Below are 25,455 nucleotides of genomic sequence, written 5' to 3' on the forward strand. Positions count from 1 at the left end.
AGGGGCCCATCGATCGGCATCAATGCTTGGCCGCCAGCCGTTCCACCAGGGCATGCATGGCCGCCTGGGTTTCCTTGCTGAACCAGACATCGCTAATCGCTTCCGCGGTTTCCCTGTCCACGTCAGAGAACAGCCCCATGAGATCCGAACGCACGGTTCGGCGGGTACTGGCCACAGCCACCGGGGGCTGCTCGGCAACGTAGCCGGCCCATTCCAGCGCTCTCTGGCGAGTGGCTTCACCGTCGTCCGCCAGGTGATCCACCAGCCCCACCCGTTGGGCTTCCTCGGGCAAGAGCAACTCGCCGGCGGCCAGCATACGGTTGGCGGTGCCACCACCCACCAGGCGCACCAGGGCATGGCAGATCACATCCGGAACCGGCAGACCCACCTGAACCTCGTTGAGGCCGATGCGGAACTCACCCCGACTCATCACGCGGTGATCACAGAAAAGGGCCAATACCGCACCACCGGCCGGGCTATGCCCGGTAATGGCAGCGGATAGGGGTACCGGGCACTCGGCCAGACGCCGCAACAGGCCGAGAAAATCGCCCCAGAAGGCACTGATCTCCTCCCGTGACAGACGCAGCAGGGTCGGAACGTCCAGACCGGCGGAAAACATCCTCTCGCTCCCGGACAGCACGACAGCCCGGGCACCACCGGCCACGGCCTCGGCCAGGGAGGCGTCCAGGGCCTGCACCAGTTGCGGGTTGAGGGCGTTGACCGGCGGGCGATTGAGCCTGAGCTCGGTCACAGCCCCATGCTGTTCCACATCAATCATCTTCACTGTCTCCGTTTTTCCGAAAGTCGATCAATTCACGCAGGACCGCTGTGGCAAAGGCTCCAGCCGGCAGCTGAAAGCTCAGCTGCAGGGTGTCGGTAGTGGACGACCAGAGCAGATCGGACACCTTGAGTCTCAGGGGGCGGCGGTCATGTTCCAGTCGAGCACGGGTCAGACACTCAAGTAATGCCGGAGCCCCATGAGCAGCAGCTGTTTCAAGGGCGGCCACATCAGCCGAGGCCGGTGTCTCGCCACCACCCCAGAGCGGTCCGCTTGGATGAATATCGCCGATACGGCAACGTCTCACCAGTTCCTCGTCAACCATGTCTGCGGCAAAATGACTGCGACTGCCATCCAGAATCATGCGATCACCCGCCATGACCTGATGCCAGGTACCGGAGCGCACACGTTCCGCCAGCACTTGATTGAAGAGCCAGGAGCGGCCCGCCGACAGCAGCAGGCTTCGCCGGTTTCCCCGGCGCGGCAAGCGTCCGCGCAAAAGCTGCTCCACATTGTCGCCGTCACGTCCGAATCGTTGCGGCCCAAAATAGTTGGGCACACCATGACTCGCCACACGGGCCAGGCGCTTGTCCAGCTCCGCTGAATCCACATCCAGATCGCGCACCACCAGCAGAAAGCGATTCCCCTTGAGACTGCCGGTACGCAGCTTTCGCCGATGGCGATGAACCGCCAGAATGCGGGCATCCTCGAGTCGCCAGTCGCGCGGGCTGCTTGACCCGGTCACGGGCACGCTGAACCACTGGCGGGCCACGGCCCGGCGATCCTTGAGCCCGGCCTGACCGACATCCCTGACCCCGACACCCGCCGCCGAGGCCAGTTGACGCGCCACCCAGTGAGTATTGGCATTGCGTTTCTCCACGTGCAGCAGCCAGTGGTCACCGTCGTCATCCGGGTCAAAACCCAGCACCTCATCGACACGGAAATCCGCCACCGTGGCTCGAATGAGGCCCGAACCCGCCGGCCCGCCATGGGCCCGGGGCAGCGCATCTTCCGAATAGCGATAGTCGATTGTCATGATCAGGCCGCTGCCGTTCTCGGGCAAAGCAGAACCACCGCATGGGCCGCAATGCCTTCTTCACGGCCAAGGGCACCGAGACCCTCACTGGTGGTGGCCTTGATGTTGACTCGATCCGTCGGCAACGAGAGATCCGTGGCCAGCACGGCCCGCATGTCCGGAACATGCGCCTTGAGCCTGGGGCGTTCGGCAACCACCGTGAGATCGGCATGGAGGGGACGCAGCCCGCCGTCATCCAGTCTTTGCATCACCCGAGCCAGAAGCTGGCGGCTGTCAGCGCCGGACCAGGCCGGATCGGTATCCGGGAACAACTGGCCGATGTCCGGCAGAGCGGCCGCACCCAGCAGCGCATCGCAAAGGGCATGCAGCGCCACATCCCCGTCCGAATGAGCCCGAATGCCGCGGCTATGCGGAATGCGCACACCACAGACCATGACATGATCACCTGTGGTGAAGGCGTGAACATCATAGCCGTGGCCGATTCGAAGCTGATCCATACCCTGCTCTCGCTGTCTGCAATGGCGCGGCATTATCCCACGCGAGGCGATTCAGGCATAATGTGGATTCTTCCCGGAAACAAACAACAGCTCAGAACGACGCCGGGCATATCCGCATTACCCGTATTACTGTCATGACACGCACCCGATTTTCGCACGTCAACATCGTCGCCCGTGACTGGGAACGACTGGCCTGGTTCTACGAGGAAGCCCTGGGCTGCCTGCGGCTGCCACCGGAGCGCGATTACGAGGGCCGGGATCTGGAACGCGGCACCGGCATTCCGGGCGCAAGTCTGCGTGGTGTGCATCTGCGCCTTCCGGGCTACGAAGATGGCAAGGGCCCCACACTGGAAATCTTCCAGTATGACCCCAGAGGTGAAGACCCGCCCCGATCGGTCAATCGCATCGGCTACGGGCACATCTGTTTCCAGGTCAGCAATGTAATCGAGGCTCGCGAGCATGTGCTTAATCATGGTGGTTCACCAGTGGGTGAGGTCGTGACCCTTTCACCCAGCGCCACGGCCGCGGTCACCTGGTGCTATGTGGCTGACCCCGAGGGCAATATCATCGAATTGCAGCGCTGGAGCCCCTTCGGGTTTCGTCGCGCCTGACGCCAACCGATTCTCAGGGCCGGAAGAGGGCCTCCACCAGCTGCCGATCCTCGTCAAAGGTCAATTTGACATTGCGCCAGCTTCCCGCCACCACATCCACGCCCTGCCCCGCCCACTCCATGGCCGAGGCCTCATCGCCCGGCATGGGGTTACGCCCGGCGGCGGCCGCATCGATGGCTGCGGCCAGTGCCGACTCCAGTCGTCCAAGGGGGAACATCTGGGGTGTCTGGGCTTGCCACAGCCCTTCCCGGGGCAGTGTGGACTGAACATGCCCCTGCCCGTCACAGGCCTTGAGCGTATCCCGCAGCGGCAACGCCAGGATGCCGCCACGTTCCGTAGCCAGGCAGTGATCGATCAAGGCCGTCAGGGCAGCGGCCGGCAAACCGGGGCGAGCCGCATCGTGCACCAGCACCCAGTCGTCCTCATCAGCGCCCTGACCGCGCAGTGCGCGGAGGGCATTGAGCACCGAATCACAACGTTCCGCACCGCCCGTGCAACAGCGAACCGATGGCCGCCGGGCCGAGTGCTGACGCGACCAGAAGGTATCCGTGGCGGCCAGCGCCACCATGACACCTTCAATCCGGGCATCCGCCAGAACGGCATCAATACTGGCATCCAGCACAGAGCGGCCGTCCGGCAGAGGATGGTATTGCTTGGGAATCCCGCCACCAAAACGACGGCCGATGCCGGCAGCAGGGACAACGGCCCAGATCCGCGCCGAATCAGCCATTATCGTCCTGCTCCAATTCCCGGAGGGGGCGATCCAGTTCAATCACCTCGAAGAAGATCTCATCTTCCCGCACCAGCCCCAGCTCCGTACGCGCCCTCTCTTCAATGGCATCCAGCCCTTCCCTGAGATTGCGAACTTCCGCCTCGAGCGCTTCGTTGCGCGCCTGCAGGCGGCGATTCTCCGCTTCCTGCTCGCGGATCTGTTCCCGCAGCGACCAGATCTCGGGCAAGCCCCCACGACCGCTCCAGAGCTGAACCTGAAGGATCAGTAACAGCAGGAGGAGAATGCTCAGGATTACCCGCATGACCGGGGGGTACCTCTGCGCTTGGCCTGACGACAGATCAGAGCCTTGCAGACCTGGGGCGGGTCTGCAAGGAAATCCGTATCATGGCCCAGGCTTCAGCCGATGCTCACCTTGCCGGGAAAGGCGGACCGCCCCGGGTAGAGCGCGCGGCTGCCCAACTCGCCTTCGATGCGGAGCAGCTGATTGTACTTGGCCATGCGATCGGATCGGCACAGGGAGCCTGTCTTGATCTGCGTAGCCGTTGTAGCCACGGCGATGTCCGCAATCGTGGCGTCCTCGGTTTCCCCGGAACGGTGGGAGACCACGGCGGAATAGCCGGCACCGGTGGCCATCTCGATGGCTTCCAGGGTTTCGGTCAGGGTGCCGATCTGATTGGGCTTGATGAGGATGCTGTTGGCCACACCCCGGTCGATGCCTTGCTGGAAAATGCGAGTATTGGTGACAAACAGGTCGTCCCCCACCAGCTGCACCTTGCCCCCGAGTTCACGGGTGAGAATCTCCCAGCCGGCCCAGTCATTTTCGTCCATGCCATCCTCAATGGAGACGATGGGATAACGCGCCACCAGATCACCAAGGAAGCCGGCGAAATCCGCGGCGTCGAAACGCTTTTTCTCGGAAGCCAGCTCATAGACACCGTCCTTGTAGAACTCGGAACTTGCCACGTCCAGGGCCAGCAACACATCCTCGCCCGCTCGGTAGCCGGCTTTATCGATGGCTTCGATAATGGTCTCAAGCGCCGCCTCATTGGACGGCAGATCCGGCGCAAAGCCGCCTTCATCACCGACAGCCGTACTCAGGCCACGACTGTTGAGCACCTTCTTGAGATGATGGAAGATTTCCGCGCCCTGGCGAACGGCCTCGGAGAGGCTGGGCGCACCCACCGGCATGATCATGAATTCCTGGATATCCACGCTGTTGTCCGCGTGGGCACCGCCATTGACGATGTTCATCATGGGCACGGGCATGGTGACCGCCTCCTCGCCGCCCAGATAACGGTAGAGAGGCTGCCGGCTGGTCTGTGCCGCCGCCTTTGCCGCTGCCAGTGAGACAGCGAGAATGGCATTGGCCCCGAGACGCGCCTTGTTGTCCGTTCCGTCCAGTTCCAGCATGCTGCGATCCAGGGCACGCTGATCGCTGACGTCACTGCCTTTCAGGGCATTTCGAAGCTCGCCATTGACATGAGCAACCGCCTTGCTCACCCCCTTTCCCAGGTACCGGGCAGGATCCTGATCACGGAGCTCCACCGCCTCGTTCACCCCCGTGGACGCACCGGACGGCACCGCAGCCCGCCCCATGATGCCGTTCTCGAGAAACACATCCGCTTCCACGGTGGGGTTGCCCCGGGAATCGATGATCTCCCGCCCGACGATGTTGTTGATCTTGGCCATTGATCCGTCCCTTCTGAAAAAGTCAAAAGATGAAAACCATTGGGACCACGAAATGGACACGAGATAAAGTGAGGCACTGGAGATAGCGAATTGGGCGGCAAGCTTTCACGCAACAGGCGACATTCAGCGTGTGTCGCGTAGCCCGATGCTTTCGCTCATTATTTCGTGTCTAGTTCGTGTCCATTTCGTGGTCCAAAAACGTCCTGGTCCAGAGTCAGTTTTCCAGGCTGTTCTCAAGGAGGGGGCGAGCCTTGACCGCGTCGTCCAGGGCCTTGAGTGAGACCAGCAATTCTTCCACCCGGTCCAGGGGCATGGAGTTGGGGCCGTCGCAGAGCGCCTCATCCGGTTTCGGGTGGGTTTCCATGAACAGACCGGACACGCCGGCACCGATGGCGGCTCGGGCGAGTACGGGAATGAACTGACGCTGGCCGCCGGAGCTCCCCCCCTGCCCGCCCGGCAGCTGTACCGAGTGGGTGCAGTCGAAAACCACGGGTGCCCCGGTCTCACGCATCACCGCCAGGCCCCGCATGTCGGACACCAGGTTGTTGTAGCCAAAGCTGAAGCCGCGTTCGGCCACCAGGATGTTCTCATTGCCCGTGGATCGCGCTTTTTCCACCACGCGAGCCATCTCCCAGGGTGACAGGAACTGGCCCTTCTTGATGTTGACCGGCTTGCCGTGGGACGCCGCATTGACGATGAAATCGGTCTGGCGACAGAGGAAGGCCGGGGTCTGAATCAGATCCACCACCGCGGCCACCTCGGCAATCGGCGTGTATTCGTGCACATCCGTTGTCACCGGCACACCAATGTCGGACTGGATCTTTTCCAGGATGCGCAGGCCCTCTTCCATACCCGGCCCCCGGTAGCTATTCAGGGAGGTGCGGTTGGCCTTGTCGAAAGAGCCCTTGAAGACATAGCCGATACCCAGTCGATCGGTGACTTCCTTCAAATGGCCGGCCACTTCGATGGCCAGTGACTCGCTTTCCAGCGTGTCCGGGCCGGCAATCAGGAAGAACGGTTGGTCGATACCGACACGGATATCCTTGATATGCATCAGGCAGTCTCCGAGACCTTCTTGCTCTCAGCCGCATGTTTGCGCGCGGCCTCAACGAAACCCTGGAAGAGCGGATGCCCGTCACGGGGTGTGGACGTGAACTCCGGGTGGAACTGCACGCCGAGATACCAGGGATGGTCCGGCAGCTCGACAATCTCCACCAGATCATCCACGGACACGGCCGAGAATACCAGGCCCTTGTCTTCCAGCTGTTTGCGGTAGTTGTTGTTGAATTCGAAACGGTGACGATGGCGTTCATTGATCTGGGTACTGCCATAGACCTTGTGAGCCAGAGTACCGCTCTTGATGTGCGATGCCTGCGCACCCAGTCGCATGGTGCCACCCAGATCGGATTCCTCGGTGCGTTCCTTGGTGGTTCCCTCCCGATCCAGCCACTCGGTAATCAGACCAACCACCGGGTTCTTGCTGTGAGGCGCAAACTCAGTGCTGTGCGCTTCTTCAAGGCCGGCCACATTGCGGGCAAAATCGATCACGGCGACCTGCATGCCAAGGCAGATTCCCAGGTAGGGGATTCCCTGTTCACGGGCGTACCCGGCAGCGGCGATCTTGCCCTCGATGCCACGTTCCCCGAACCCGCCAGGCACCAGAATGGCGTCCATGTCCTTGAGTACGTCTGCCCCTTCCCGGGTCAGCTGCTCGGAATCGAAATAGTGGATCCGGACCTTTGTGCGGGTATGGATACCGGCATGCTTGAGCGCCTCGTTGAGCGAAATGTAAGCATCCGCCAGCTCGACGTACTTGCCGACCATGGCGATATCCACCTCCGCTTCGGGGTTGCGCAGTGCCTTAACCACGTCTTCCCATTCATGCAGATCGGCCCTGGGGGCCTTGATACCGAACTTCTCCACTACCAGGTCGTCCAGATGCTGATCCCGCAGATGCATGGGGATTTCGTAAATGTCGTCCGCATCGGCGGCTGAAATGACCGCCCGCTCCTCCACATTGGTGAACAGGGCAATCTTGCGGCGGGCATCCTCCGGCAGGGCATTCTCGGCCCGGCAGAGCAGGATATCCGGCTGGATACCAATGGAGCGCAGTTCCTTGACCGAGTGCTGAGTCGGTTTGGTCTTGATCTCGCCGGATGTGGCGATGAAGGGAACCAGGGTCAGATGCATGTAGAGTGTGCGCTTGCGGCCCAATTCCACACTCAACTGTCGAATCGCCTCCAGGAAGGGCAGCGATTCAATGTCACCCACGGTGCCACCAATCTCCACCAGACAGATGTCGGCGTCACCCGCCGCCTGCAGCACCGAGCGCTTGATCTCGTCGGTGATGTGCGGGATGACCTGAACCGTGCCACCGAGGTAGTCACCCCGCCGTTCCTTGCGAATGACACTCTCGTAGATTCGGCCGGTAGTAAAATTGCTCTTCTGGCTGGTGGTGGTACGAACATACCGCTCGTAGTGCCCCAGATCCAGGTCCGTTTCGGCACCGTCTTCTGTGACGAACACCTCACCATGCTGGAACGGGCTCATGGTGCCGGGGTCGACGTTGATGTAGGGATCCAGCTTGACCATGGAAACCTTGAGTCCGCGTGACTCAAGAATGGCACCAAGCGAGGCGGCCGCGATGCCCTTGCCAAGGGAAGAAACAACGCCACCGGTAACGAAAATGAAATGGGTCATGAAGGGGGTCCCGAATTCCTGGAAATGCCGTGCACGACGGGCGCGAATCGGGACGCAAACTTACCAGATAAGCCCCTCCGCCTCAACGCGGGCGGGCGACTTCAGGCCCCTCGTCGCCAGCGCAGGCGACCGCAGCGGAAGTCATTTTCCCTGCAGTTACGGCGAAAATAGCCCGGATCGACCACGCTCTCGCCAACGGCGAAAATTCTTTCTCCGTCGAGGAGAATTGGCACACTTTCCCGCTGTTCTTCGGGAATTCCCGCAAGGCGCATCCATTCCTTCAGCCGCCGCCGGTGCCGGCCATCGTGAAAAACATCACCTGGCCGGCGATATCGCACGCTGACGAGCGCCGGAAGGCACACGCAATCCGGCCCCGGCTCCCTGCTGTCCAGCTCCAGGGCTCCGTTCCCGGGGAGCAGGCACTCCCTGGCCGGTGCCGTCCACTGGAAGGGGCCGGGTTCGGGCAACGGCCTGTCACGGGCGCCCAGATAGAGCCGGCCAGCGTGGCGACGAATCCGATATTCGCCGAAGACCAACTCCGGCGAAGCATCGTCGCGGGCATCCATGACTTCCTTCTGCAAGCGCCCCAGCCAGTCCGCGCCCGGAGGGTAGTCCGCCGTGCTGATCAACCAGTGTCGAAGAACATTGCGCTGTCGTTCCGCGCTGAGCTGGCGCAAGCCGCTGATCACAATGCCCCTTTCATCCACAACCGACTGCTGATCCAGCTCCGCCAGCGCCTGAAGCAGGCGGGCTTCCTCGGCCAGATGGGCGGATGTTCGGGCCGCCTGCGCCTCTGCATGGGGCCAGCGCTGGCGCAACAGAGGGAGAACACGGTGGCGCAGGAAATTGCGATCGAATCGCTCGTCACGGTTGGAGGGATCTTCCACCCAGCTCAGGCCATGGTCTTCAGCCCAGGCCTGGATTTCGCTTTCCTCGGTGTCCAGCATGGGCCGCAACAGCTGCCCGGCGCCCAGGGATCGGGAGCGTCGGATCCCGCTGAGGCCCATCCGCCCGGCGCCGCGCATCAGTCGCTGCAGCAGCGTTTCCAGCTGATCACCGGCATGGTGGGCTGTCAGCAGGGTATCTCCCGGTGCCAGCATCCCGGCCATGACGCCATAGCGAGCCTGGCGGGCCATGGCTTCGAGATTCTCGCCGCCCCCCTTTTCCAGCGTCAGCGACTCCACCCGGACGGCAACACCCAGTTTCCCGGCAAAATCACGGCAATGCCGAGCCCACTGGGCGGAACGGGGGTTCAGTCCATGATCCACATGGATGGCGAGCAGTTCGCGGTCGGGGCAGGCATGGGCAATGGCATGCAGCAGGACACTTGAATCACGCCCACCGGAAAAGGCGATCAGCAGGCGGCCACCAGGGGCACTGGCGGCAATGAGCTTACGCAGACGGGAGCCGAGATTGGGGGATTCGTCCGACATGTCCGACGGCTTCGCTCCTGCCCGTGACGTCGCGCATTCGCCCGATCATTGCCGGCGACGGTTCCGCTCCGGGCATCATGAGCACCGTGTCTGGCCCGGCCACGAAGGCTGCCGGCATCACTCCTTGAACTGGCCGAACCCCATCAGGCGCTTGTAACGGCGTTCCAGCAACTCATCCATGGGCATTTGATCAAGCTGATAATGTGCGTCAAGCAGTGATTTCTTCAGGGTCTGCGCAATGGCGTCCCAGTCCCGATGGGCTCCTCCCAGCGGTTCTTCCAGGATGCCGTCAATCAGCTTCAATTCAAGAATTCGCTCGGCCGTGATGCCCATGGCCTCGGCGGCATCGGAGGCCTTCTCGGCACTGCGCCAGAGAATGGACGCACAGCCTTCCGGCGAAATCACCGAATAGATGCTGTGCTGAAGCATGGAAACCCGGTCACCCACACCGATGCCCAGCGCCCCGCCGGAGCCCCCTTCACCGATGACGGTACAGATGATCGGTGTCCGCAGGCGTGACATCTCAAACAGATTGCGGGCAATGGCCTCACTCTGGCCGCGCTCTTCGGCGCCGATCCCCGGGTAGGCTCCAGGGGTATCGATCAGGGTGATGACCGGCAGCCGGAAACGCTCGGCGGTTTTCATCAGTCGCAGTGCCTTGCGGTAACCTTCGGGCCGCGGCATGCCGAAATTCCGGTAAACCTTTTCCTTGGTGTCCCTCCCCTTCTGGTGCCCGATGACCATGACCGGGTGACCGTCCAGGCGGGCCAGACCACCCACGATGGCGGGGTCATCCGCAAAAGCGCGATCACCGTGCATTTCCTCGAAATCGCTGAACACGCGCTCGATGTAATCCACGGTATAAGGCCGCTGGGGATGACGGGCGACCTGGGCCACCTGCCAGGCATTGAGCGAAGCATAGATGGACTCGGTCAGCGACTGGCTCTTGGTCTTGAGCCGCGCAATTTCCTCATTGATATTGATCGCCGAATCATCGCCCACGTAACGCAGCTCCTCGATTTTCGCTTCCAGCTCAGCGATTGGCTGTTCGAATTCGAGAAAATTCAGGTTCATTGCTTTCCTTCCAAGCTTAGCTGCGTTTGAGTCAAATGGCGAAGCCGTTGATTGTAAGACGAAAAAACCGAAAAGGCCATCAATACAGGCGTTTGAATGGGCGAACGGTGGCTTCCACCGGCATTCAGGCCTCCGGCACGGTCTCGCTTGGCTTGCGATAGACCCGTCGAATGCCTTCCTGGCCTACCAGCTTCTCCAGCTGATTGAGCAGCGCATTCGTCGGCCGGACCCGCCAGTCATCCCCGAGGGGAATGCGCGCCTCGGCCATGCCGTTGACGTAATGCACGGTCACCCGGCAGCCGCCCTGGCGATAAGGGGAAAGGACCTCCTTCAGGCGCCCGACGAACTGTCGATCCACTCCTTCCGCCTTCCAGCGCAGGAGCAAGCCCTTGACGGCCGCCTCGCGCGCCTCATCCATGTCGGTGATGTCCTTGACGTTGATGCGCCAGGCATTGATGAACTCGTCGAATCCCAGGCGACCCTGAATGACCAGTAGGGCGTCCTTCGACAGGAGATGCCGGAACTGGTTGAACGCATCCTCGAACAGGGTGGCTTCGATGCGCCCTGTACTGTCATCCAGGGTGAGCGATACCCGCCCGCCCCGCTTTTTCATTTCCACCGCCAGGCCGGCCACGGTGACAAAGCGCTGCTTGCGCCGCCCCCACGACTGACCGCCGTCACTTTCCGGCTCGGCGGCGATCAATTCACCGATGGGGGCGGTAACGATGCGACGCAGCTCTTCCTCGAACTGCCTTATCGGGTGGCCAGTCAGGTAGAGGCCGAGTGTCTCCTTTTCTGCCGCCAGGCGATCCAGCTCTTCCCATTCCGGAATTTCCGCAATGGCGGGTGCGGCTTCATTCACATTTTCGGGTGCGGCGGCCAGCCCGAACATATCGTTCTGACCGGCTTCCTGGGCCCGCCGGGCCTGATCGGCGCGCTGCAGGCACTCCGGCAGCGCGGCCATGAGGCTGGCCCGATTTGGGCCGAGCCGGTCCAGAGCCCCGGCGCGAATCAGGGCCTCCAGCACCCGGCGATTGACCTTCTGTAGATCAACCCGGCGACAGAGGTCTTCCAGATCACGGAATGCGCCGTTGTCGCGGCGTTCCTGAAGCACCACTTCGATGGCGGAACGCCCCACCCCCTTGATGGCACCGAGACCATAAAGAATCTGGCCGTCCGAATTCACCGTGAAGGCATGCTCGGAGCTGTTCACATCCGGCGGATGCACGGTCAGATCAAGGTTTCGGCACTCATCGATCAGGATCACCACCTTGTCGGTATGATCCATGTCCGATGACAGAGTGGCGGCCATGAAGGCAGCCGGATAGTGAGCCTTCAGCCAGGCGGTCTGATAGGACAGCAGGGCGTAGGCGGCCGAGTGAGATTTGTTGAAGCCATAACCGGCGAACTTTTCCACCAGATCGAAGATGTACTCCGCGGTCTTCGGCTCCACGTCACGCTCGGCGGCTCCATCCACGAAGATCTTGCGCTGCCGCGCCATTTCCTCGACCTTCTTCTTGCCCATGGCCCGGCGCAAGAGATCGGCGCCGCCCAGGGTGTAACCGGACAGCACCTGGGCAATCTGCATCACCTGCTCCTGATACAGGATGACGCCATAGGTCGGCTCCAGGATGGCTTCCAGACTTGGATGGGGATACTCGACTTCCGCCCGACCGTGCTTGCGGTTGATGAAGTCATCCACCATGCCCGACTGCAGGGGGCCGGGCCGGAACAGGGCCACCAGGGCCACGATGTCCTCGAAACTGTCCGGCTGCAGACGCCGGATCAGATCCTTCATGCCGCGGGATTCCAACTGGAACACGGCCGTGGTCTTGCACGCCTTTAGCAGATCGAAGGCCGCCTTGTCGTCCATGGGCAGCGCATTGACGTCCAGGGGCTCCAGGCCTTCACGCTGACGCTGCACATCGGCGATCTTGACCGCCCAGTCGATGATGGTCAGGGTTCTCAGCCCGAGGAAATCGAATTTCACCAGACCGGCGGCTTCCACATCATCCTTGTCGAGCTGGGTCACGGCGCTGCTGCCACCCGGTTCAACGTAAAGCGGGGTGAAATCCGTCAACACCGAGGGGGAAATCACCACCCCCCCGGCGTGCTTGCCGGCGTTCCTGGCCAGGCCTTCCAGGGAACGGGCGCGATCGATGAGGGAACGAACTTCCTCGTCATCCTCGTAGTTCTGCCTGAGCTCCTCGCTTTCCTCCAGCGCCTTGTCCAGGGTCATGCCGACTTCGAAGGGGATGAGCTTGGCGATTCGATCCACATAGCCATAACCATGGCCGAAGACCCGCCCCACGTCCCGCACCACGGCCTTGGCCGCCATGGAACCGTAGGTGATGATCTGGGAAACCTTTTCGCGACCGTATTTCTCGGCCACATACTCGATCACCCGGTCTCGCCCCTCCATGCAGAAATCCACATCGAAATCGGGCATGGACACACGTTCGGGGTTAAGGAAGCGCTCGAACAGCAGGTCATACTCCAGCGGATCCAGATCGGTAATCTCAAGGGCGTAGGCCACCAGGGAACCGGCACCGGACCCACGACCAGGCCCCACCGGCACGCCATTTTCCTTGGCCCATTGAATGAAGTCGGCGACGATCAGAAAGTAACCGGGGAAGCCCATGGAGTTGATGACATCGAGTTCGATGTCGAGCCGTTCGTAATAGGCCCGCACCCGGCTTTCCAGATCCTCCGTGCCCGGAGGAAAGATTTTCTTCAGACGTTGCTCGAGACCCTGGATGGAGAGCTCACGCAAATAGCTCTCGATGTCATAGCCGTCGGGGATGGGGAACTCGGGCAGATAGTTCTTGCCAAGCTCGATTTCCACGGTGCAGCGGCGGGCGATCTCGACGGTGTTCTCCAGCGCCTCGGGGAGATCACTGAAAAGTGCCGCCATCTCCTCGGCGCTGCGAACATACTGCTGGCGGCTGTATCGGCGCGGACGGCGGGGATCCTCCAGGGTGCGCCCATCGTGGATGCAGACCCGGGTTTCATGGGCCTCGAAATCATCCTCACTGATGAAACGCACATCATTGGTGGCGACCACCGGGGTCTCGGTATTGGCAGCCAGCTCTACGGCGGAATGGATGTAGTCTTCCTCCCCTTCCCGGCCGGTGCGAACCAGCTCCAGATAGAAGGCATCGGGGAAGCGGGCTTTCCAGAATTCCAGGGCCTCCATGGCCTGTGGACTTCGCCCGGCCAGCAGGGCACGGCCCACATCACCATCCCGGCCACCGGATAGGGCGATGAGACCGGCACAGCTTTTTTCATCCAGCCAGTCGCGATGTACCAGCGGCCGCCCCCGGTGCTGCCCCTCCACATAGGCGCGGCTGATCAGCTCAGTGAGGCGCCGGTAGCCCTCATTGGTGCGGCACAGCAAAGTAATGCGGCTTGGCTGATCACGATCGCCCGGTTCATCAATCCACAGATCCGCGCCGAGAATGGGCTTGACGCCCTTGGCCTCGGCGGCGCGGTAGAACTTGACCATGGCGAAGAGGTTGCACTCATCGGTCATGGCCACGGCCGGCATGCCCTGCCCGGCCACGGCATCCACCAGCGCCGGCACCCGGACGACGCTGTCGACCAGGGAATACTCGGTATGAACACGCAGGTGAACGAAAGCCGCTGTCATGCCTTGCTCCTGACAAGAACTGCCCGAACGGGCGCAAAACTGCGCCGGTGCAGGTCACAGGGGCCGTGATTCCTCAGGGCCGCCAGATGGGCCGGCGTCGGGTAGCCCTTGTGCCCCGCAAATCCGTACTCAGGATAGCGCTTGTCCGCCTCCACCATCCAGCGATCCCGGGCGACTTTCGCCAGAATGGAAGCGGCGCTGATTTCCGGGACTGAACCATCCCCACCGACGATGGCCTGCCCGGGAACCGACAGGCGGGGCAGGCGGTTTCCGTCAACCCGGGCGGCCTCCGCCGCCGGCTTGAGCTCGGCCACCGCCCGGCTCATGGCCTCCAGGGAGGCCTGCAGAATATTGAGGTCATCGATTTCTTCAACGCTCACGAAACTGATCGCCCAGGCCAGGGCGCGATTGCGGATCTCGTTATCCAGGGCAAGGCGGCGTTTTTCAGTGAGCTTCTTGGAGTCGGCAAGGCCTGCAATCGGCTCGGCCGGGTCGAGAATCACCGCGGCCGCGACAACCGGCCCTGCCAGTGGACCACGACCCACTTCATCCACACCGGCCACGAGACGGGCAGCCGGTTCGCCCCGAACCCACGGACTCATTGCTTCCCGCCCGCCAGCTCCAGGATGGCCTCCGCGGCCGTGTCCGGCCCGGCCGTCCGCAGGCTTGACGCCAGCCTGCGCATGCGGCGGCTGATATCCACCTGCAGACCTTCGTCCTCCAGAAGCTCGGCGGCGGATCCAGCCAGTCGCTCCGGTGTGGCATCACCCTGCAGGAACTCCGGCATCAAGGCCTCGTCAGCCAGCACATTGGGCATGGCGACAAAACGCGTCTTCAACAGACCCAGTCGCTTGACCAGCGCATAGGTCACCGGGCTGACCTGATAGGCCACCAGACTGGGTCGCTCCATCAGCATGGCTTCCATGGTGGCCGTGCCGGAAGCCGTGAGCACCACATCCGCTGCCGCCATGCACTCCCGGGACTGACCACGAACCATCTTGATGGGAAAGTCCAGTGCTCCCCACTCCTTCAGGGAAGCGAATTCACCCTCCGATTTACGGCCGGCCATGGGCACGACGAACTCCAGCCCCGGGAACCGTTCACGCAGCAGGACCGCCGTTTTCAGAAAAACCGGTCCCAAGCGACGGATCTCGCTGCCGCGGCTCCCCGGCAGGAGCGCAACGACCTGCCCGTCGCGCGGCAGCCCCAATTGCTGGCGGGCCGCCACCATATCCATGGGCTCGGTAATCTCGGCGGCCAGGGGATTGCCGGCAAACACCGCCTTCAGCCCGGTCTCCCGATAACAATCCGGCTCAAAGGGAAACAGGCACAGCAGGAGGTCGGCCGCCTCGGCAACGGTTTTCACCCGCCCCGCCCGCCAGGCCCACACCGTGGGACTCACGTAATGGACGGTCGGGATCCCGGCCTTGCGGATGCGTTTCTCGAGTCCGAGGTTGAAATCCGGTGCGTCAATGCCAATCACCACATCGGGGCGGTCTTCGATCAGATAGTCCACGAGATCCCGCCGAAGCCTGAACAAGCGAGGCAGATGCTGCAGCACCTCACTCAGGCCCATGACCGACAGCTCCTCAATATCACCGATGCTGCGACAACCCACGGCCCGCATCTTCGGTCCGGCGATGGCTTCAAATTCCACATCCGGGCGCTGACGGCGAAGCGCGCGCATCAGACCGGCACCCAGCTGGTCACCGGACGCCTCCCCCGCGATAAGGGCGACTCTCAGCGCCATGGGCAAGCCTCCTGTTCCTTGTGTTTGGGGATCAGCGAACGATACTGCGGCTGGTATCGCGAATAAAGGCCACCATGGCGGCGACCTCGGCCGAGGCCTGGGCCTCGTCCTCAAGTTCCTTCAGTGCCTCTTCCAGTCGCAGTCCGGACCGGTAGAGCACCCGGTAGGCATGACGGATGGATTGCAGTTGCTGACGGGTAAACCCACGCCGACGCAGGCCGACGGCATTGAGCCCGTGAGGATCCGCAGGCATTCCGGAAACCGTGACGAAGGGGGGCACGTCCCGGGTGACGCCGGAATCCATGGCGCAGAAAGCGTGGTCACCCACGCGACAGAACTGGTGCACCTTGCTGAACCCGCCCATCACGGCGTAATCACCGATATGCACATGCCCCGCCAGAGTGACGGCATTGGCCATGATGGTATGGCTGCCCACCTTGCAGTCATGGGCGATATGGACATAGGCCATGATCCAGTTGTCATCGCCGATGGACGTGACCCAGTCATCCTTCACGGTTCCACGATTGACCGTGCAATATTCACGGAAGGTATTGCCGTCCCCGATTTCCAGGCGAGTGGCCTCACCGTTGAAACCCTTGTCCTGGGGAGCTTCGCCAATGGAGCAGAACTGGTAGAAACGATTGTTTCTGCCAATGGTGGTGGGGCCGTTGATCACCACATGAGGACCCACCACCGTACCGGCGCCAATCGTCACACCGGGACCGATGATGGAGAACGGGCCGATCTCCACATCGTCGGCAATGTCTGCCTCCGGATCGACGACCGCCCGCTGATCAATCATTCACCGATCTCCCTCGCCGCACACATGACTTCAGCGGCGGTTGCCAGTTGCCCATCCACCTCGGCGCGGGTATCAAACTTCCAGATACCCCGGCTGGTCTTGATGATTTCAGCGTGAAGCATCAACTGGTCACCCGGTTCCACAACTCGCTTGAAACGCGCCTTGTCGATGCCCACGAAGTAAAAGAGCATGTTGTCACCCGGTGGCTTGCCCTGAGTCTCGAAAGCCAGGAGGCCCGACGCCTGTGCCATGGCCTCGAGAATGAGCACACCGGGCATGACCGCCCGCTGAGGAAAGTGTCCGGGGAAAAATGGCTCATTGATGCTGACATTTTTCACTGCCCGGATATGCTTGCCCGGCTCGCACTCCAGCACCTTGTCCACCAGCAGAAAGGGGTAGCGATGAGGCAGCAATTCCAGGATGCGATGAACATCCATTGTAATGGGTGAACTCACTGTTCTGATTCTCCGTTCTTGTCAACGGCTCGCTCCAGACGGCCAAGGCGTCGGGCAAGCTCATCCAGTTTTCTGAAGCGAGCACTATTCTTTCGCCAGCGTCCACTGTCATCCATGGGCAGACTGCCGGAATACACACCCGGTTTCAAAATCGAACGACTGACGAGTGTCATGGCTGTGACCACGACACCATCGCCTATTTCCAGATGGCCGGCGATCCCGACCCCGCCCGCGATCATGCAATTTCGTCCAATGCGGCTGCTGCCGGCAATGGCCGTGCAGCCGGCGATGGCCGTCCCGGCGCCGATATGGACATTGTGGGCAACCTGAACCTGGTTATCCAGTTTCACGTCGTCCTCAATCACCGTGTCCTCAATGGCACCGCGATCCACCGTCGTATTGGCGCCGATCTCAACCCGGTCTCCAATCCGCACGGCACCCAGTTGCGGCACCTTGACCCAGGTATCACCATCCCGGGCAAACCCGAAGCCATCCGCACCGATCACCACGCCCGGATGGATAATGCAATCTTCGCCAATCCGGCAGGCATTCGCCAGTACCGCCCGTGAACTCAGGCGGCTGCCCTTCCCGACACGGGCCCGTTCGCCGATCACGGCACCCGCCTCGATCACCGCGCCGGCCTCCACCTGGGCGGAAGCAGCAATCACGGCAGCCGGCCCTACGTAGGCGGTCCCATCGATACTCGCGGACGGGTCGACAATGGCATCCGGATGGATTCCGGCCTCGGGCGCCCTGACAGAATGAAGCAGGGCGGCCGCCCGGGCGTAATCCGCGTAGGGGTTCGGGCTGATCAATGAAGCAACCGGACACTCATCGACAAACTCAGCGGCCAGGATCACAACCGACGCCCGGGTTCGCGCAAGCCAAGCGCGGTAACGGTCATTGGCAAGAAAACAGAGCTGACCAGGGCCGGCTGCCTGGATTGTGCCGACCCCTTTCAGTTCAAGCTCACCATCGCCGCGGAACGACAATCCCAGCGCTGTGGCCAGTTCCGAGAGTGTCAAGGAGCGCTCCGGTTCAGTCCTGCTCGCGCTGGTGGCGTTGACGCAGTCGATCAAGAATGGCGTCGGTGATATCCACCTGGCTTGATGCGTAGAACACACCCTCACCCACCACGAGATCCAGGCCATTATCACGGGCATAGGCCTGCACCTCCGCCATGATCAGGCGCTGCAGACGACCCAGAGCTTCGTTTCGGCGAGTGTTGAAGTCTTCGGCCAGGTCACTCTGGCGACGCTGCAGCCCCCGCTGGATGTCACGAATCTCCCGCTCGATCTCGCGACGATCTTCGGCGCTCATGACCTCGGCGTCCCGCTCCATGCGGTTCTGGAGCGTCTGCATGCGGCTCTGCATTTCCCGCATTTCGCTCTGAGCAGGCTCGAACTCCCGCTGAAGTTGCTGAGAAAGCGCCTGTGCCTGCGGCGACTGCTCCATCACGCGCCCTACATCCACAAAACCGACACTCGTGCTGGCAAGCACCGACGCCGGGAAAAGAGCAATGCAAAGCATCGCAACGATCAATCCAATCTGTTTCCTCATTGCTCGAAGTCTCCAGCCACAAAATACACTCTCAAGATACCAAATTCCGGCATTGTAACGCCTGCCGGCCCTATATTCACGCCCCTCATAGCAGCCTCATTCGGGCGATCACGGTCAGAAACTGCCACCCAGATCAATTTGGAACCGATCGATAATATTCCGCTCACGATCCTCATCCCTGACATTTATGGGTCGCGCATAGCTGAATCGCAAAATACCCATGGGTGTAATCCAGGTCGCACCGATGCCCGTCGAGTAACGCAAATCACTGGCATCGACATCATCGATATCTTCCCAGACATAACCAGCATCGAAGAACAGGAAAAAACGATATTGCGCCGGCTGCTGTGTTTCATCATCGGCAAAGAGATTCGGCAGCAACAATTCGTTCTGCATGTTGAACTTCGTCGTCCCGCCGTATGGCCGACCAAATTCATCCGTGGGACCCAGGCGTGCAGCCTGATAACCGCGCACCGATGTCGGGCCACCGGCAAATACCTGCTTGAAAGGTGGGAGCTCCAGAGTGTTATCCCCGTACACATCCGAATAAACAAGCTCGCCATCCAGACGCAGGGTCCACTCATCACTCAATCTAAGATAGCTTTCCTGGTTGATTCGCGCCTGATAGTACTCGAGATCCAGATTTGGAACCGCCACATCCAGGCCAATGACGCGACGCTGCCCACGATCAGCCATGAACGCGCGGTTACGAGTATCTCGGACCCAACTCAGATTAATCTCTGCGGAATCCATCCTCGATCCGGTGAAGCCACCGCGTTCGAAGGATTCGCCATGATTCTCGATAAACTCCCGAAACTCCTGCGAGGTACCCTGCTGGAGCAAAAACTCGCTCCGGCGGACACTGGCGCCATAACGAATGCTGTCAAATTCCGACACCGGGATACCGTACCGAAGGTTCATGCCGGTGCTTGTAGTGGAAACCGGAGACTGCCCGCGAGCGAAAATATCCTGTTTGCTATAGAAGCCACCGACAGTACGTGAAACCCCGTGGCTGCCTGCATAGGGATCCGTGTGACTTACGCTGTAAAAATCACCAAGGGCATTGGACTGGATGTCGATATCCGCCCGATGACCAAGGCCAAACAGGTTATTATTCTGCACGGAGGCATTCAGGGACAGGCCTGTAAACCCACCGTAACCGACTCCCACCTGGAACTGACCAAAGTTTCTTTCTCGAACATTTACTTCGAGATCAACCTCGTCTGAAGATCCCGGAACCGGCACTTCCTGGATATCGACGAACTCCACGAACGGCAGGCGCTGCATGCGCAGACGGGAACGGTTCACGCTTACATTGGACAGGGGCGCCTTTTCGAATTGACGCATCTCTCGCCGATAAACCTGATCCTCCGTACTTTCACTCCCGGAAAACCGGATTTCACGAACATAGATCCGCTCGCCGGGCTCGACATAGAAAATCAACGACACTTCCTTGTCATCGCGGTGAAGATCCGGAACCGGGGTAACTTCCGCGTGAGCATAGCCCGAAGCGCCCAGACGCTGTTTGATATGCTCCGCGCTTCGGTTGGCGCGAGCCAGGGAGAATGTGTCACCGGGCTGCGTCTGGATAAAGGGGCTCAACTGTTCCTCTGGAACCGGAAACTCCCCAACCATATTCACGTCACGCACGGTGTAGACATCGCCCTCATCCACGTTGACGGTCAGGAACACATCTCGTCGATCCGGGCCAATGGCAACCTGAACTGACTGGATCCCGAAATCAGCATAACCGCGATCCATGTAATAGGAGCGGAGCGTTTCAAGGTCACCGCCCAACTTCTCGCGTGAGTATTGGTCACGGGAGGAAAAAATCGTCCGCCAACCTGCCCGCCGAAGCTCCAACTGCTTTCGGAGCTGGTCATCATCAAAGGCCTGGTTGCCCACGACATTGATCTGACGAATCTTCGCGACACGTCCTTCCTTGATCTCGATAGTCAGGTCGACCTGATTATTCCCCACTTCGCGGATGCTTGGAATGATATCGACGCCATAGCGGCCCTGAGCATAATAGGTGCGATACAACTCCTGCTCGAGCAGTGACACGACTTGCTCATTCAGAACCCTGCCTTCAGCAATTCCCTGTTCGCGCATGGACTGCCTGAGCATATCCGATTCAATTTGCCTGTTCCCTTCAAGCGTGATGCGAGCAATAGTCGGACGCTCCTCGACGCGTACAACGAGGACGCCGCCATCCCGCTCCATTGCGATATTGTCGAAAAACCCGGTCTGATACAGCTCGCGCACCCCCGCGCGGATGCGCTGTTGATCCACGCGATCACCCACGGAAATGGGCAGGTAGCTGAGAACGGTCTCTTCGGCGATACGCTGAAGACCTTCCAGCCTGAAATCTTCCACCACGAAATCGGCACTGCCTTCCTGGGCCGACAACGGAACCGAAAAGCAGAGCAGTAGCAGCGACAGGAGCAGAGATTTACCGGCTCTCAAAATAGGACCTCATCACCATTGTTGACCACAAAATGCGCCCCCGGCGGGCCTCTCGCCCGCAGCAGCTTCCGACCGGGGATTCAGCCGAAAAGGCGCATAAGATCGTTGTAAAGGGCGAAGGATATCAACGCCGCGATCATCACCAGGCCGATCGTCTGGCCAATTGCCAGCACATTGTCCGAGACCGGTTTCCCGGTGACGGATTCAATTCCCAGATAAACCAGGTGACCACCGTCAAGGACAGGAATGGGCAAAAGGTTCACGATACCCAGGCTGATGCTGACGATGGCAAGAAAACCCAGGAAAGATACCAGCCCTGAGCTTACGGTGATACCCGCATAGTGCGCGATATTGATCGGGCCGCTGAGATTTTTAACGGAAACCTCGCCCATCACCATTCGCCACAGCATGCGCAGGGTAAGCGCCGACATTTCCCAGGTATTGACCACGCCCATGCCAAGCGCCGAAATCGGGCCATGGCGTTCCTCACTGCGCATCCTTTCCAGCAGATCCGGGGGCACACGGGGACCGGCACCGATTCGACCCTGACGACCGTCGGCCGTTTCCACCGCCTGCGGGCGAACGAGCAACTCGCGCCCCTGGCCGGAGCGGTCCACGGTCAGGCGCACCTCCTGTTCCGGACGAGCCGAGACAGCCTCGCGAAAGGCACGCCAGTTTTCAACCGCCTCCCCGTCGACGGCCAGGACACGGTCCCCGGCCTGCAGTCCAGCTGCACGGGCGGCTCCCTCCTCACTCAGCTCACCGATCACCGCGGGCAAGGCCTCAAACCAGGGCTGCAACCCCAGACCCGGGAGCAAACGCCCCGGCTCGGTCAGGGCTCGACGTTCGGCAGAATCCACCGCAAGGCTTGTCTGATATTCCCGCCCATCCCTCAAATAACGCAATTCAATCGATCCGTCACGCAACATCCCGTCCAGAAGCTCGATGTTCGCGGTGCGCCAGGTGGGTGTCTGACGACCATTCACGGACAGGATCTGATCCTCGGCGCTGAGGCCCGCCTGCGCCGCTGGCGAGCTACTGCTGACCTCACCGATAATCGGCTTGATGCCGGGAATTCCGGCCACGAAAATGGCCCAGTAAGCCAGAATGGCAAACAGGAAATTGAAGGCCGGACCCGCGGTCACAATGAGCGCACGACGGGGCACGGATTGGCGGTTGAAACAGCGATGGCGCTCTTCCTCCGGCACCTCGAATTCCCGCTCGTCCAGCATCTTGACATAACCGCCCAGCGGCAGGCTGCCCACACTGAACTCGGTGCGGTCATCACCGTAACGACGGGAATACAAGGGTTTGCCAAAACCGATGGAGAATCGCAGAACCCGAACCCCGCACAGGCGTGCGGCCAGATAATGACCGTACTCATGGACGGTCACCAGGACGCCGATCGCCAGAATGAAGCCGAGGATGGCAATAATGATGTTCACCGGGCCAACCCCTCCGGATCCTGCATCCAGCGCCGAACGTCCGCATCCAGGGCCAGCACGGCTTCAAGCCCCTCGCATCCGGCTCCGGCAAATGCCTCAAGAGCCGCCGCGACCCGTTCCACAATCTGTCCGAATCGACAGCGCCCGGCGAGAAAATCCGCCACCGCGATCTCATTGGCCGCGTTCAGGACAATTGGCATGCCGCCGCCGTCTTCAGCCGCCTGACGGGCCAGGCGCAGCGCCGGGAAACGCTCCGGATCCGGATCCTGGAAATGGAGCGCGCCCTGGCTGACCAGATCCACGCTCTCCACACCCGCCTCGATGCGCTCCGGCCAGGCCAGGCCACTGGCGATGGGGGTACGCATGTCCGGCTGTCCAAGCTGGGCGATCACCGAACCATCCTCGTACTCCACCATGGAATGAACAATGCTCTCCGGGTGAATGACCACGCGGACGCGCTCGGGTTCCAGAGAAAAGAGGTGACAGGCCTCAATCAGCTCCAGGCCCTTGTTCATCATACTGGCGGAATCCACGGAGATCTTCCGGCCCATACTCCAGTTAGGGTGCTTGCAGGCCTGTTCCGGGGTTGCCCCGGCAATGGCATTCACATCCCAGGTGCGGAAAGGACCTCCGGAGGCGGTGAGCATGACCGACCGCACGCCCCGGGCGGTGTCACCGGTTCGGTACCCCCCGGGCAGACACTGAAAGATGGCATTGTGCTCGCTGTCGATCGGCAGCAGCTCGGCACCATGCTCGCGAACCGCCGCCATGAACAGATCACCACACATGACCAGCGGCTCCTTGTTGGCCACAAGGACCCGCTTGCCGGCGCGAACCGCTGCCAGAGTGGGCAGCAGGCCTGCCGCCCCCACAATGGCGGCCATGACCACATCCGTCTCCGGGGCCTCGGCCACGGCCTGCAGGGCGTCACCACCCTCCAGAACCGGCACTTCCAGACCTTCGGAACGCAAGGCCTCACGCAGACGGGCCGCCGCTTCAGTATCTACCATCACGACAACGGCGGGCCGGTGGCGACGGCATTGAGACAGCATGCCCTGTTCATCCCGGCAGGCAGTCAGGGCGTGGACACGAAAACGATCGGGGTGCCGAGAGAGCACATCCAGAGTACTCTGCCCGACCGAGCCGGTGGATCCGAGTACCGTCACCGACTTCATGCCAGCTCCCCGGCCAGCCCCAGACCGATCGCCAGAATCGGGGCGGCCACCAGCAGGCTGTCCATGCGGTCAAGCAGCCCACCATGCCCGGGGAGAATGCGTCCACTGTCCTTCACCCCGGCCTGGCGCTTGAGAATGGACTCCACCAGATCCCCGCCGACAGAGAGCACGGCGGCGATGACGCCAGCCAGGCTGAATGCCCACATGGAGCGGGCATCCAGAAACCAGGCGCCGGCAACGGCGACCAGGATGGCGAGGCAGGCCCCACCCGCCACCCCTTCCCAGGTCTTGCCGGGACTGATGCTGGGTGCAAGACGATGCCGCCCGAATGCCTTGCCGGCGAAATAGGCGCCCACATCGGCACCGGCCACCAGCGCCAGCGCCAGGATCACATACCATGGTCCGGACTGCTGGAGCAGCGTAATGGCGGTGCAGGTGGCCAGCAGGATGCCCCAACCGAAGATCAGACGCACGGCGCCCGGGGGCTGAAGATGGGCCCGACTCAACCAGAAAAAGGCCAGGATCCAGAGCGGCAAGACCGCGAGCAGCCATTCCCAGCCGGGGCTGAGGAATGCCACGGGCAGACAGCTGATGAACACGGCGAATGCGAAAACGGCGCGCAATGGCGCCCGATTCACGCCGGACAACCCCGCCCATTCCCAGGCCGCCACCGCCATCACCGACGCAAGCAAAAGACCGAATGCCAGCGGACTCAGAAGAAAGATGGCAGCAATGGCCAGGGGCGCCAGAATCAGGGCGGTGATTATCCGCTGCTTAAGCATTCCGTGTTTCTCCGTCTTTCCCGACACCGCCGAAGCGCCGTTCACGCTCCGCAAAATCACTCAGCGCCTGTCGGAAGCAATCCTCACCGAAGTCCGGCCAAAGCCGATCGGTGAAATGCAACTCCGTATAGGCAAGATCCCAGAGGAAGAAATTACTGATACGCCGCTCTCCGCCGGTTCGTATGAACAGATCCGGTTCCGGCAGTTCAGCCAACGAAAGGCAGGCGCTGAAACGCGCCTCATCCACCGAATCGATGTCCAGCTCACCGGAGGCAACGGCAGTGGCAATCCGTCGGGTTGCCTGGAGGATATCCCAGCGCCCACCGTAGCCGGCGGCAATGTTCAGATTCAGGCGGTGATTCTCACGGGTCAGTGCTTCGGCGTCCAGCATGCGTTGCTGAAGGTCGCCGGGGAATCGGGAACGATCCCCCAGAAATCGGAGGCGGACACCGTTCTCATGCAGACGGGGCACCGATTGCTTGATGGCCCGGCGGAACAGATCCATCAGACGGGAGACTTCACCCTTCGGTCGCGACCAGTTCTCGCTACTGAAGGCAAACAGAGTCAACACCTCGATTCCTTCACGGCCGGCCGCTTCCACCACCACCTGAGCAGCCCGGGCACCGGCCTGGTGGCCGGCATGACGGGGCTTGCCCCGCTCCCGTGCCCAACGCCCATTGCCATCCATGATGATGGCAACGTGGCGTGGCAGGAGCGAGGTCGTCAACTTGTCCTGCTCACCATCCGACATGGATCAATCCGGGCCCAGGGGAATCCGCGAGTGGTCGTCCGCCAATCCGGCACGCACGGCATTCCACGG

23 protein-coding genes are annotated in these 25,455 nt (G+C 61.4%); 1 reads left to right on the forward strand and 22 read right to left on the reverse strand.

Going from position 1 to position 25,455, the window contains the following annotated elements; all coding sequences use genetic code 11:
* Positions 1 to 19 precede the first annotated feature (19 nt).
* Genes RBH19_RS00340 through ispF form a run of 3 tightly spaced genes read right to left on the reverse strand, consistent with a single transcriptional unit; the run spans position 20 to position 2,311 of the window.
* The gene (locus RBH19_RS00340) at positions 20 to 778 is read right to left on the reverse strand and encodes an enoyl-CoA hydratase/isomerase family protein (protein ID WP_306726809.1); all 759 of its coding nucleotides are present in this window, start codon (positions 776 to 778) and stop codon (positions 20 to 22) included.
* Entirely contained in the window at positions 771 to 1,814 is a 1,044-nt protein-coding gene (gene truD / locus RBH19_RS00345) for a tRNA pseudouridine(13) synthase TruD (RefSeq protein WP_306726810.1), read from the reverse strand. The genes RBH19_RS00340 and truD overlap by 8 nt, the downstream gene beginning before the upstream one ends.
* Positions 1,815 to 1,816: 2 nt before the next feature.
* Complete coding sequence (gene ispF / locus RBH19_RS00350; protein WP_306726811.1) at positions 1,817 to 2,311, reverse strand: 2-C-methyl-D-erythritol 2,4-cyclodiphosphate synthase; 495 nt, start codon at positions 2,309 to 2,311, stop codon at positions 1,817 to 1,819.
* Between the two features lie 134 nt (positions 2,312 to 2,445).
* Here ispF and RBH19_RS00355 point away from each other — a divergent pair, with 134 nt between their 5' ends.
* Positions 2,446 to 2,922 (forward strand): VOC family protein, encoded by a 477-nt coding sequence (locus RBH19_RS00355; RefSeq protein ID WP_306726812.1) that lies wholly within the window; start codon positions 2,446 to 2,448, stop codon positions 2,920 to 2,922.
* Between the two features lie 13 nt (positions 2,923 to 2,935).
* Here the strand turns inward: RBH19_RS00355 and ispD are convergent, their stop codons facing one another.
* The 19 genes from ispD to uppS all read right to left on the reverse strand — a co-directional run bounded on the left by ispD (position 2,936) and on the right by uppS (position 25,386).
* On the reverse strand, positions 2,936 to 3,652 hold the full coding sequence (gene ispD / locus RBH19_RS00360; protein ID WP_306726813.1) for a 2-C-methyl-D-erythritol 4-phosphate cytidylyltransferase: 717 nt from the start codon (positions 3,650 to 3,652) through the stop codon (positions 2,936 to 2,938).
* Positions 3,645 to 3,956 carry a cell division protein FtsB gene (gene ftsB / locus RBH19_RS00365; protein ID WP_306726814.1) on the reverse strand — a complete coding sequence of 104 codons (312 nt, stop codon included), beginning with the start codon at positions 3,954 to 3,956 and terminating at the stop codon, positions 3,645 to 3,647. The genes ispD and ftsB overlap by 8 nt, the downstream gene beginning before the upstream one ends.
* A gap of 95 nt (positions 3,957 to 4,051) precedes the next feature.
* Positions 4,052 to 5,344, reverse strand: coding sequence for a phosphopyruvate hydratase (eno, locus tag RBH19_RS00370; RefSeq protein ID WP_306726815.1), 1,293 nt, complete (start codon positions 5,342 to 5,344; stop codon positions 4,052 to 4,054).
* Between the two features lie 214 nt (positions 5,345 to 5,558).
* Positions 5,559 to 6,398: a 3-deoxy-8-phosphooctulonate synthase gene (kdsA, locus tag RBH19_RS00375; protein ID WP_306726816.1), complete on the reverse strand. Its 840-nt coding sequence runs from the start codon at positions 6,396 to 6,398 to the stop codon at positions 5,559 to 5,561.
* On the reverse strand, positions 6,398 to 8,044 hold the full coding sequence (gene pyrG, locus RBH19_RS00380) for a CTP synthase (protein WP_306726817.1): 1,647 nt from the start codon (positions 8,042 to 8,044) through the stop codon (positions 6,398 to 6,400). The genes kdsA and pyrG overlap by 1 nt, the downstream gene beginning before the upstream one ends.
* Positions 8,045 to 8,145: 101 nt before the next feature.
* Positions 8,146 to 9,477 carry a tRNA lysidine(34) synthetase TilS gene (gene tilS / locus RBH19_RS00385; protein ID WP_306726818.1) on the reverse strand — a complete coding sequence of 444 codons (1,332 nt, stop codon included), beginning with the start codon at positions 9,475 to 9,477 and terminating at the stop codon, positions 8,146 to 8,148.
* A gap of 117 nt (positions 9,478 to 9,594) precedes the next feature.
* A complete protein-coding gene (gene accA / locus RBH19_RS00390; protein ID WP_306726820.1) occupies positions 9,595 to 10,551 on the reverse strand; it encodes an acetyl-CoA carboxylase carboxyl transferase subunit alpha in 957 nt (318 codons plus the stop codon).
* 124 nt (positions 10,552 to 10,675) lie between these two features.
* Positions 10,676 to 14,200, reverse strand: coding sequence for a DNA polymerase III subunit alpha (gene dnaE / locus RBH19_RS00395; protein WP_306726821.1), 3,525 nt, complete (start codon positions 14,198 to 14,200; stop codon positions 10,676 to 10,678).
* A complete protein-coding gene (gene rnhB / locus RBH19_RS00400) occupies positions 14,197 to 14,802 on the reverse strand; it encodes a ribonuclease HII (protein ID WP_306726823.1) in 606 nt (201 codons plus the stop codon). Before rnhB ends, dnaE begins: the two co-directional genes overlap by 4 nt.
* Positions 14,799 to 15,950 (reverse strand): lipid-A-disaccharide synthase, encoded by a 1,152-nt coding sequence (gene lpxB / locus RBH19_RS00405; protein ID WP_306726825.1) that lies wholly within the window; start codon positions 15,948 to 15,950, stop codon positions 14,799 to 14,801. Before lpxB ends, rnhB begins: the two co-directional genes overlap by 4 nt.
* 31 nt (positions 15,951 to 15,981) lie before the next feature.
* The gene (lpxA, locus tag RBH19_RS00410; protein WP_306726826.1) at positions 15,982 to 16,752 is read right to left on the reverse strand and encodes an acyl-ACP--UDP-N-acetylglucosamine O-acyltransferase; all 771 of its coding nucleotides are present in this window, start codon (positions 16,750 to 16,752) and stop codon (positions 15,982 to 15,984) included.
* Positions 16,749 to 17,189 (reverse strand): 3-hydroxyacyl-ACP dehydratase FabZ, encoded by a 441-nt coding sequence (gene fabZ / locus RBH19_RS00415; RefSeq protein ID WP_306727280.1) that lies wholly within the window; start codon positions 17,187 to 17,189, stop codon positions 16,749 to 16,751. Before fabZ ends, lpxA begins: the two co-directional genes overlap by 4 nt.
* Positions 17,190 to 17,203: 14 nt before the next feature.
* On the reverse strand, positions 17,204 to 18,232 hold the full coding sequence (lpxD, locus tag RBH19_RS00420; protein ID WP_306726827.1) for a UDP-3-O-(3-hydroxymyristoyl)glucosamine N-acyltransferase: 1,029 nt from the start codon (positions 18,230 to 18,232) through the stop codon (positions 17,204 to 17,206).
* Positions 18,233 to 18,245: 13 nt separating this feature from the next.
* Positions 18,246 to 18,767, reverse strand: a complete 522-nt coding sequence (locus RBH19_RS00425) for an OmpH/Skp family outer membrane protein (protein WP_306726828.1) — start codon at positions 18,765 to 18,767, stop codon at positions 18,246 to 18,248.
* 114 nt (positions 18,768 to 18,881) lie between these two features.
* A complete protein-coding gene (gene bamA / locus RBH19_RS00430; protein WP_306726830.1) occupies positions 18,882 to 21,233 on the reverse strand; it encodes an outer membrane protein assembly factor BamA in 2,352 nt (783 codons plus the stop codon).
* Positions 21,234 to 21,313: 80 nt separating this feature from the next.
* Entirely contained in the window at positions 21,314 to 22,678 is a 1,365-nt protein-coding gene (gene rseP, locus RBH19_RS00435) for an RIP metalloprotease RseP (protein ID WP_306726831.1), read from the reverse strand.
* On the reverse strand, positions 22,675 to 23,853 hold the full coding sequence (locus RBH19_RS00440; RefSeq protein ID WP_306726832.1) for a 1-deoxy-D-xylulose-5-phosphate reductoisomerase: 1,179 nt from the start codon (positions 23,851 to 23,853) through the stop codon (positions 22,675 to 22,677). The genes rseP and RBH19_RS00440 overlap by 4 nt, the downstream gene beginning before the upstream one ends.
* On the reverse strand, positions 23,850 to 24,635 hold the full coding sequence (locus RBH19_RS00445; RefSeq protein WP_306726833.1) for a phosphatidate cytidylyltransferase: 786 nt from the start codon (positions 24,633 to 24,635) through the stop codon (positions 23,850 to 23,852). The genes RBH19_RS00440 and RBH19_RS00445 overlap by 4 nt, the downstream gene beginning before the upstream one ends.
* Positions 24,628 to 25,386, reverse strand: coding sequence for a polyprenyl diphosphate synthase (uppS, locus tag RBH19_RS00450; RefSeq protein ID WP_306726835.1), 759 nt, complete (start codon positions 25,384 to 25,386; stop codon positions 24,628 to 24,630). Before uppS ends, RBH19_RS00445 begins: the two co-directional genes overlap by 8 nt.
* Positions 25,387 to 25,455 lie beyond the last annotated feature (69 nt).

This window comes from Natronospira bacteriovora, from assembly GCF_030848495.1.
Lineage (GTDB): Bacteria > Pseudomonadota > Gammaproteobacteria > Natronospirales > Natronospiraceae > Natronospira > Natronospira bacteriovora.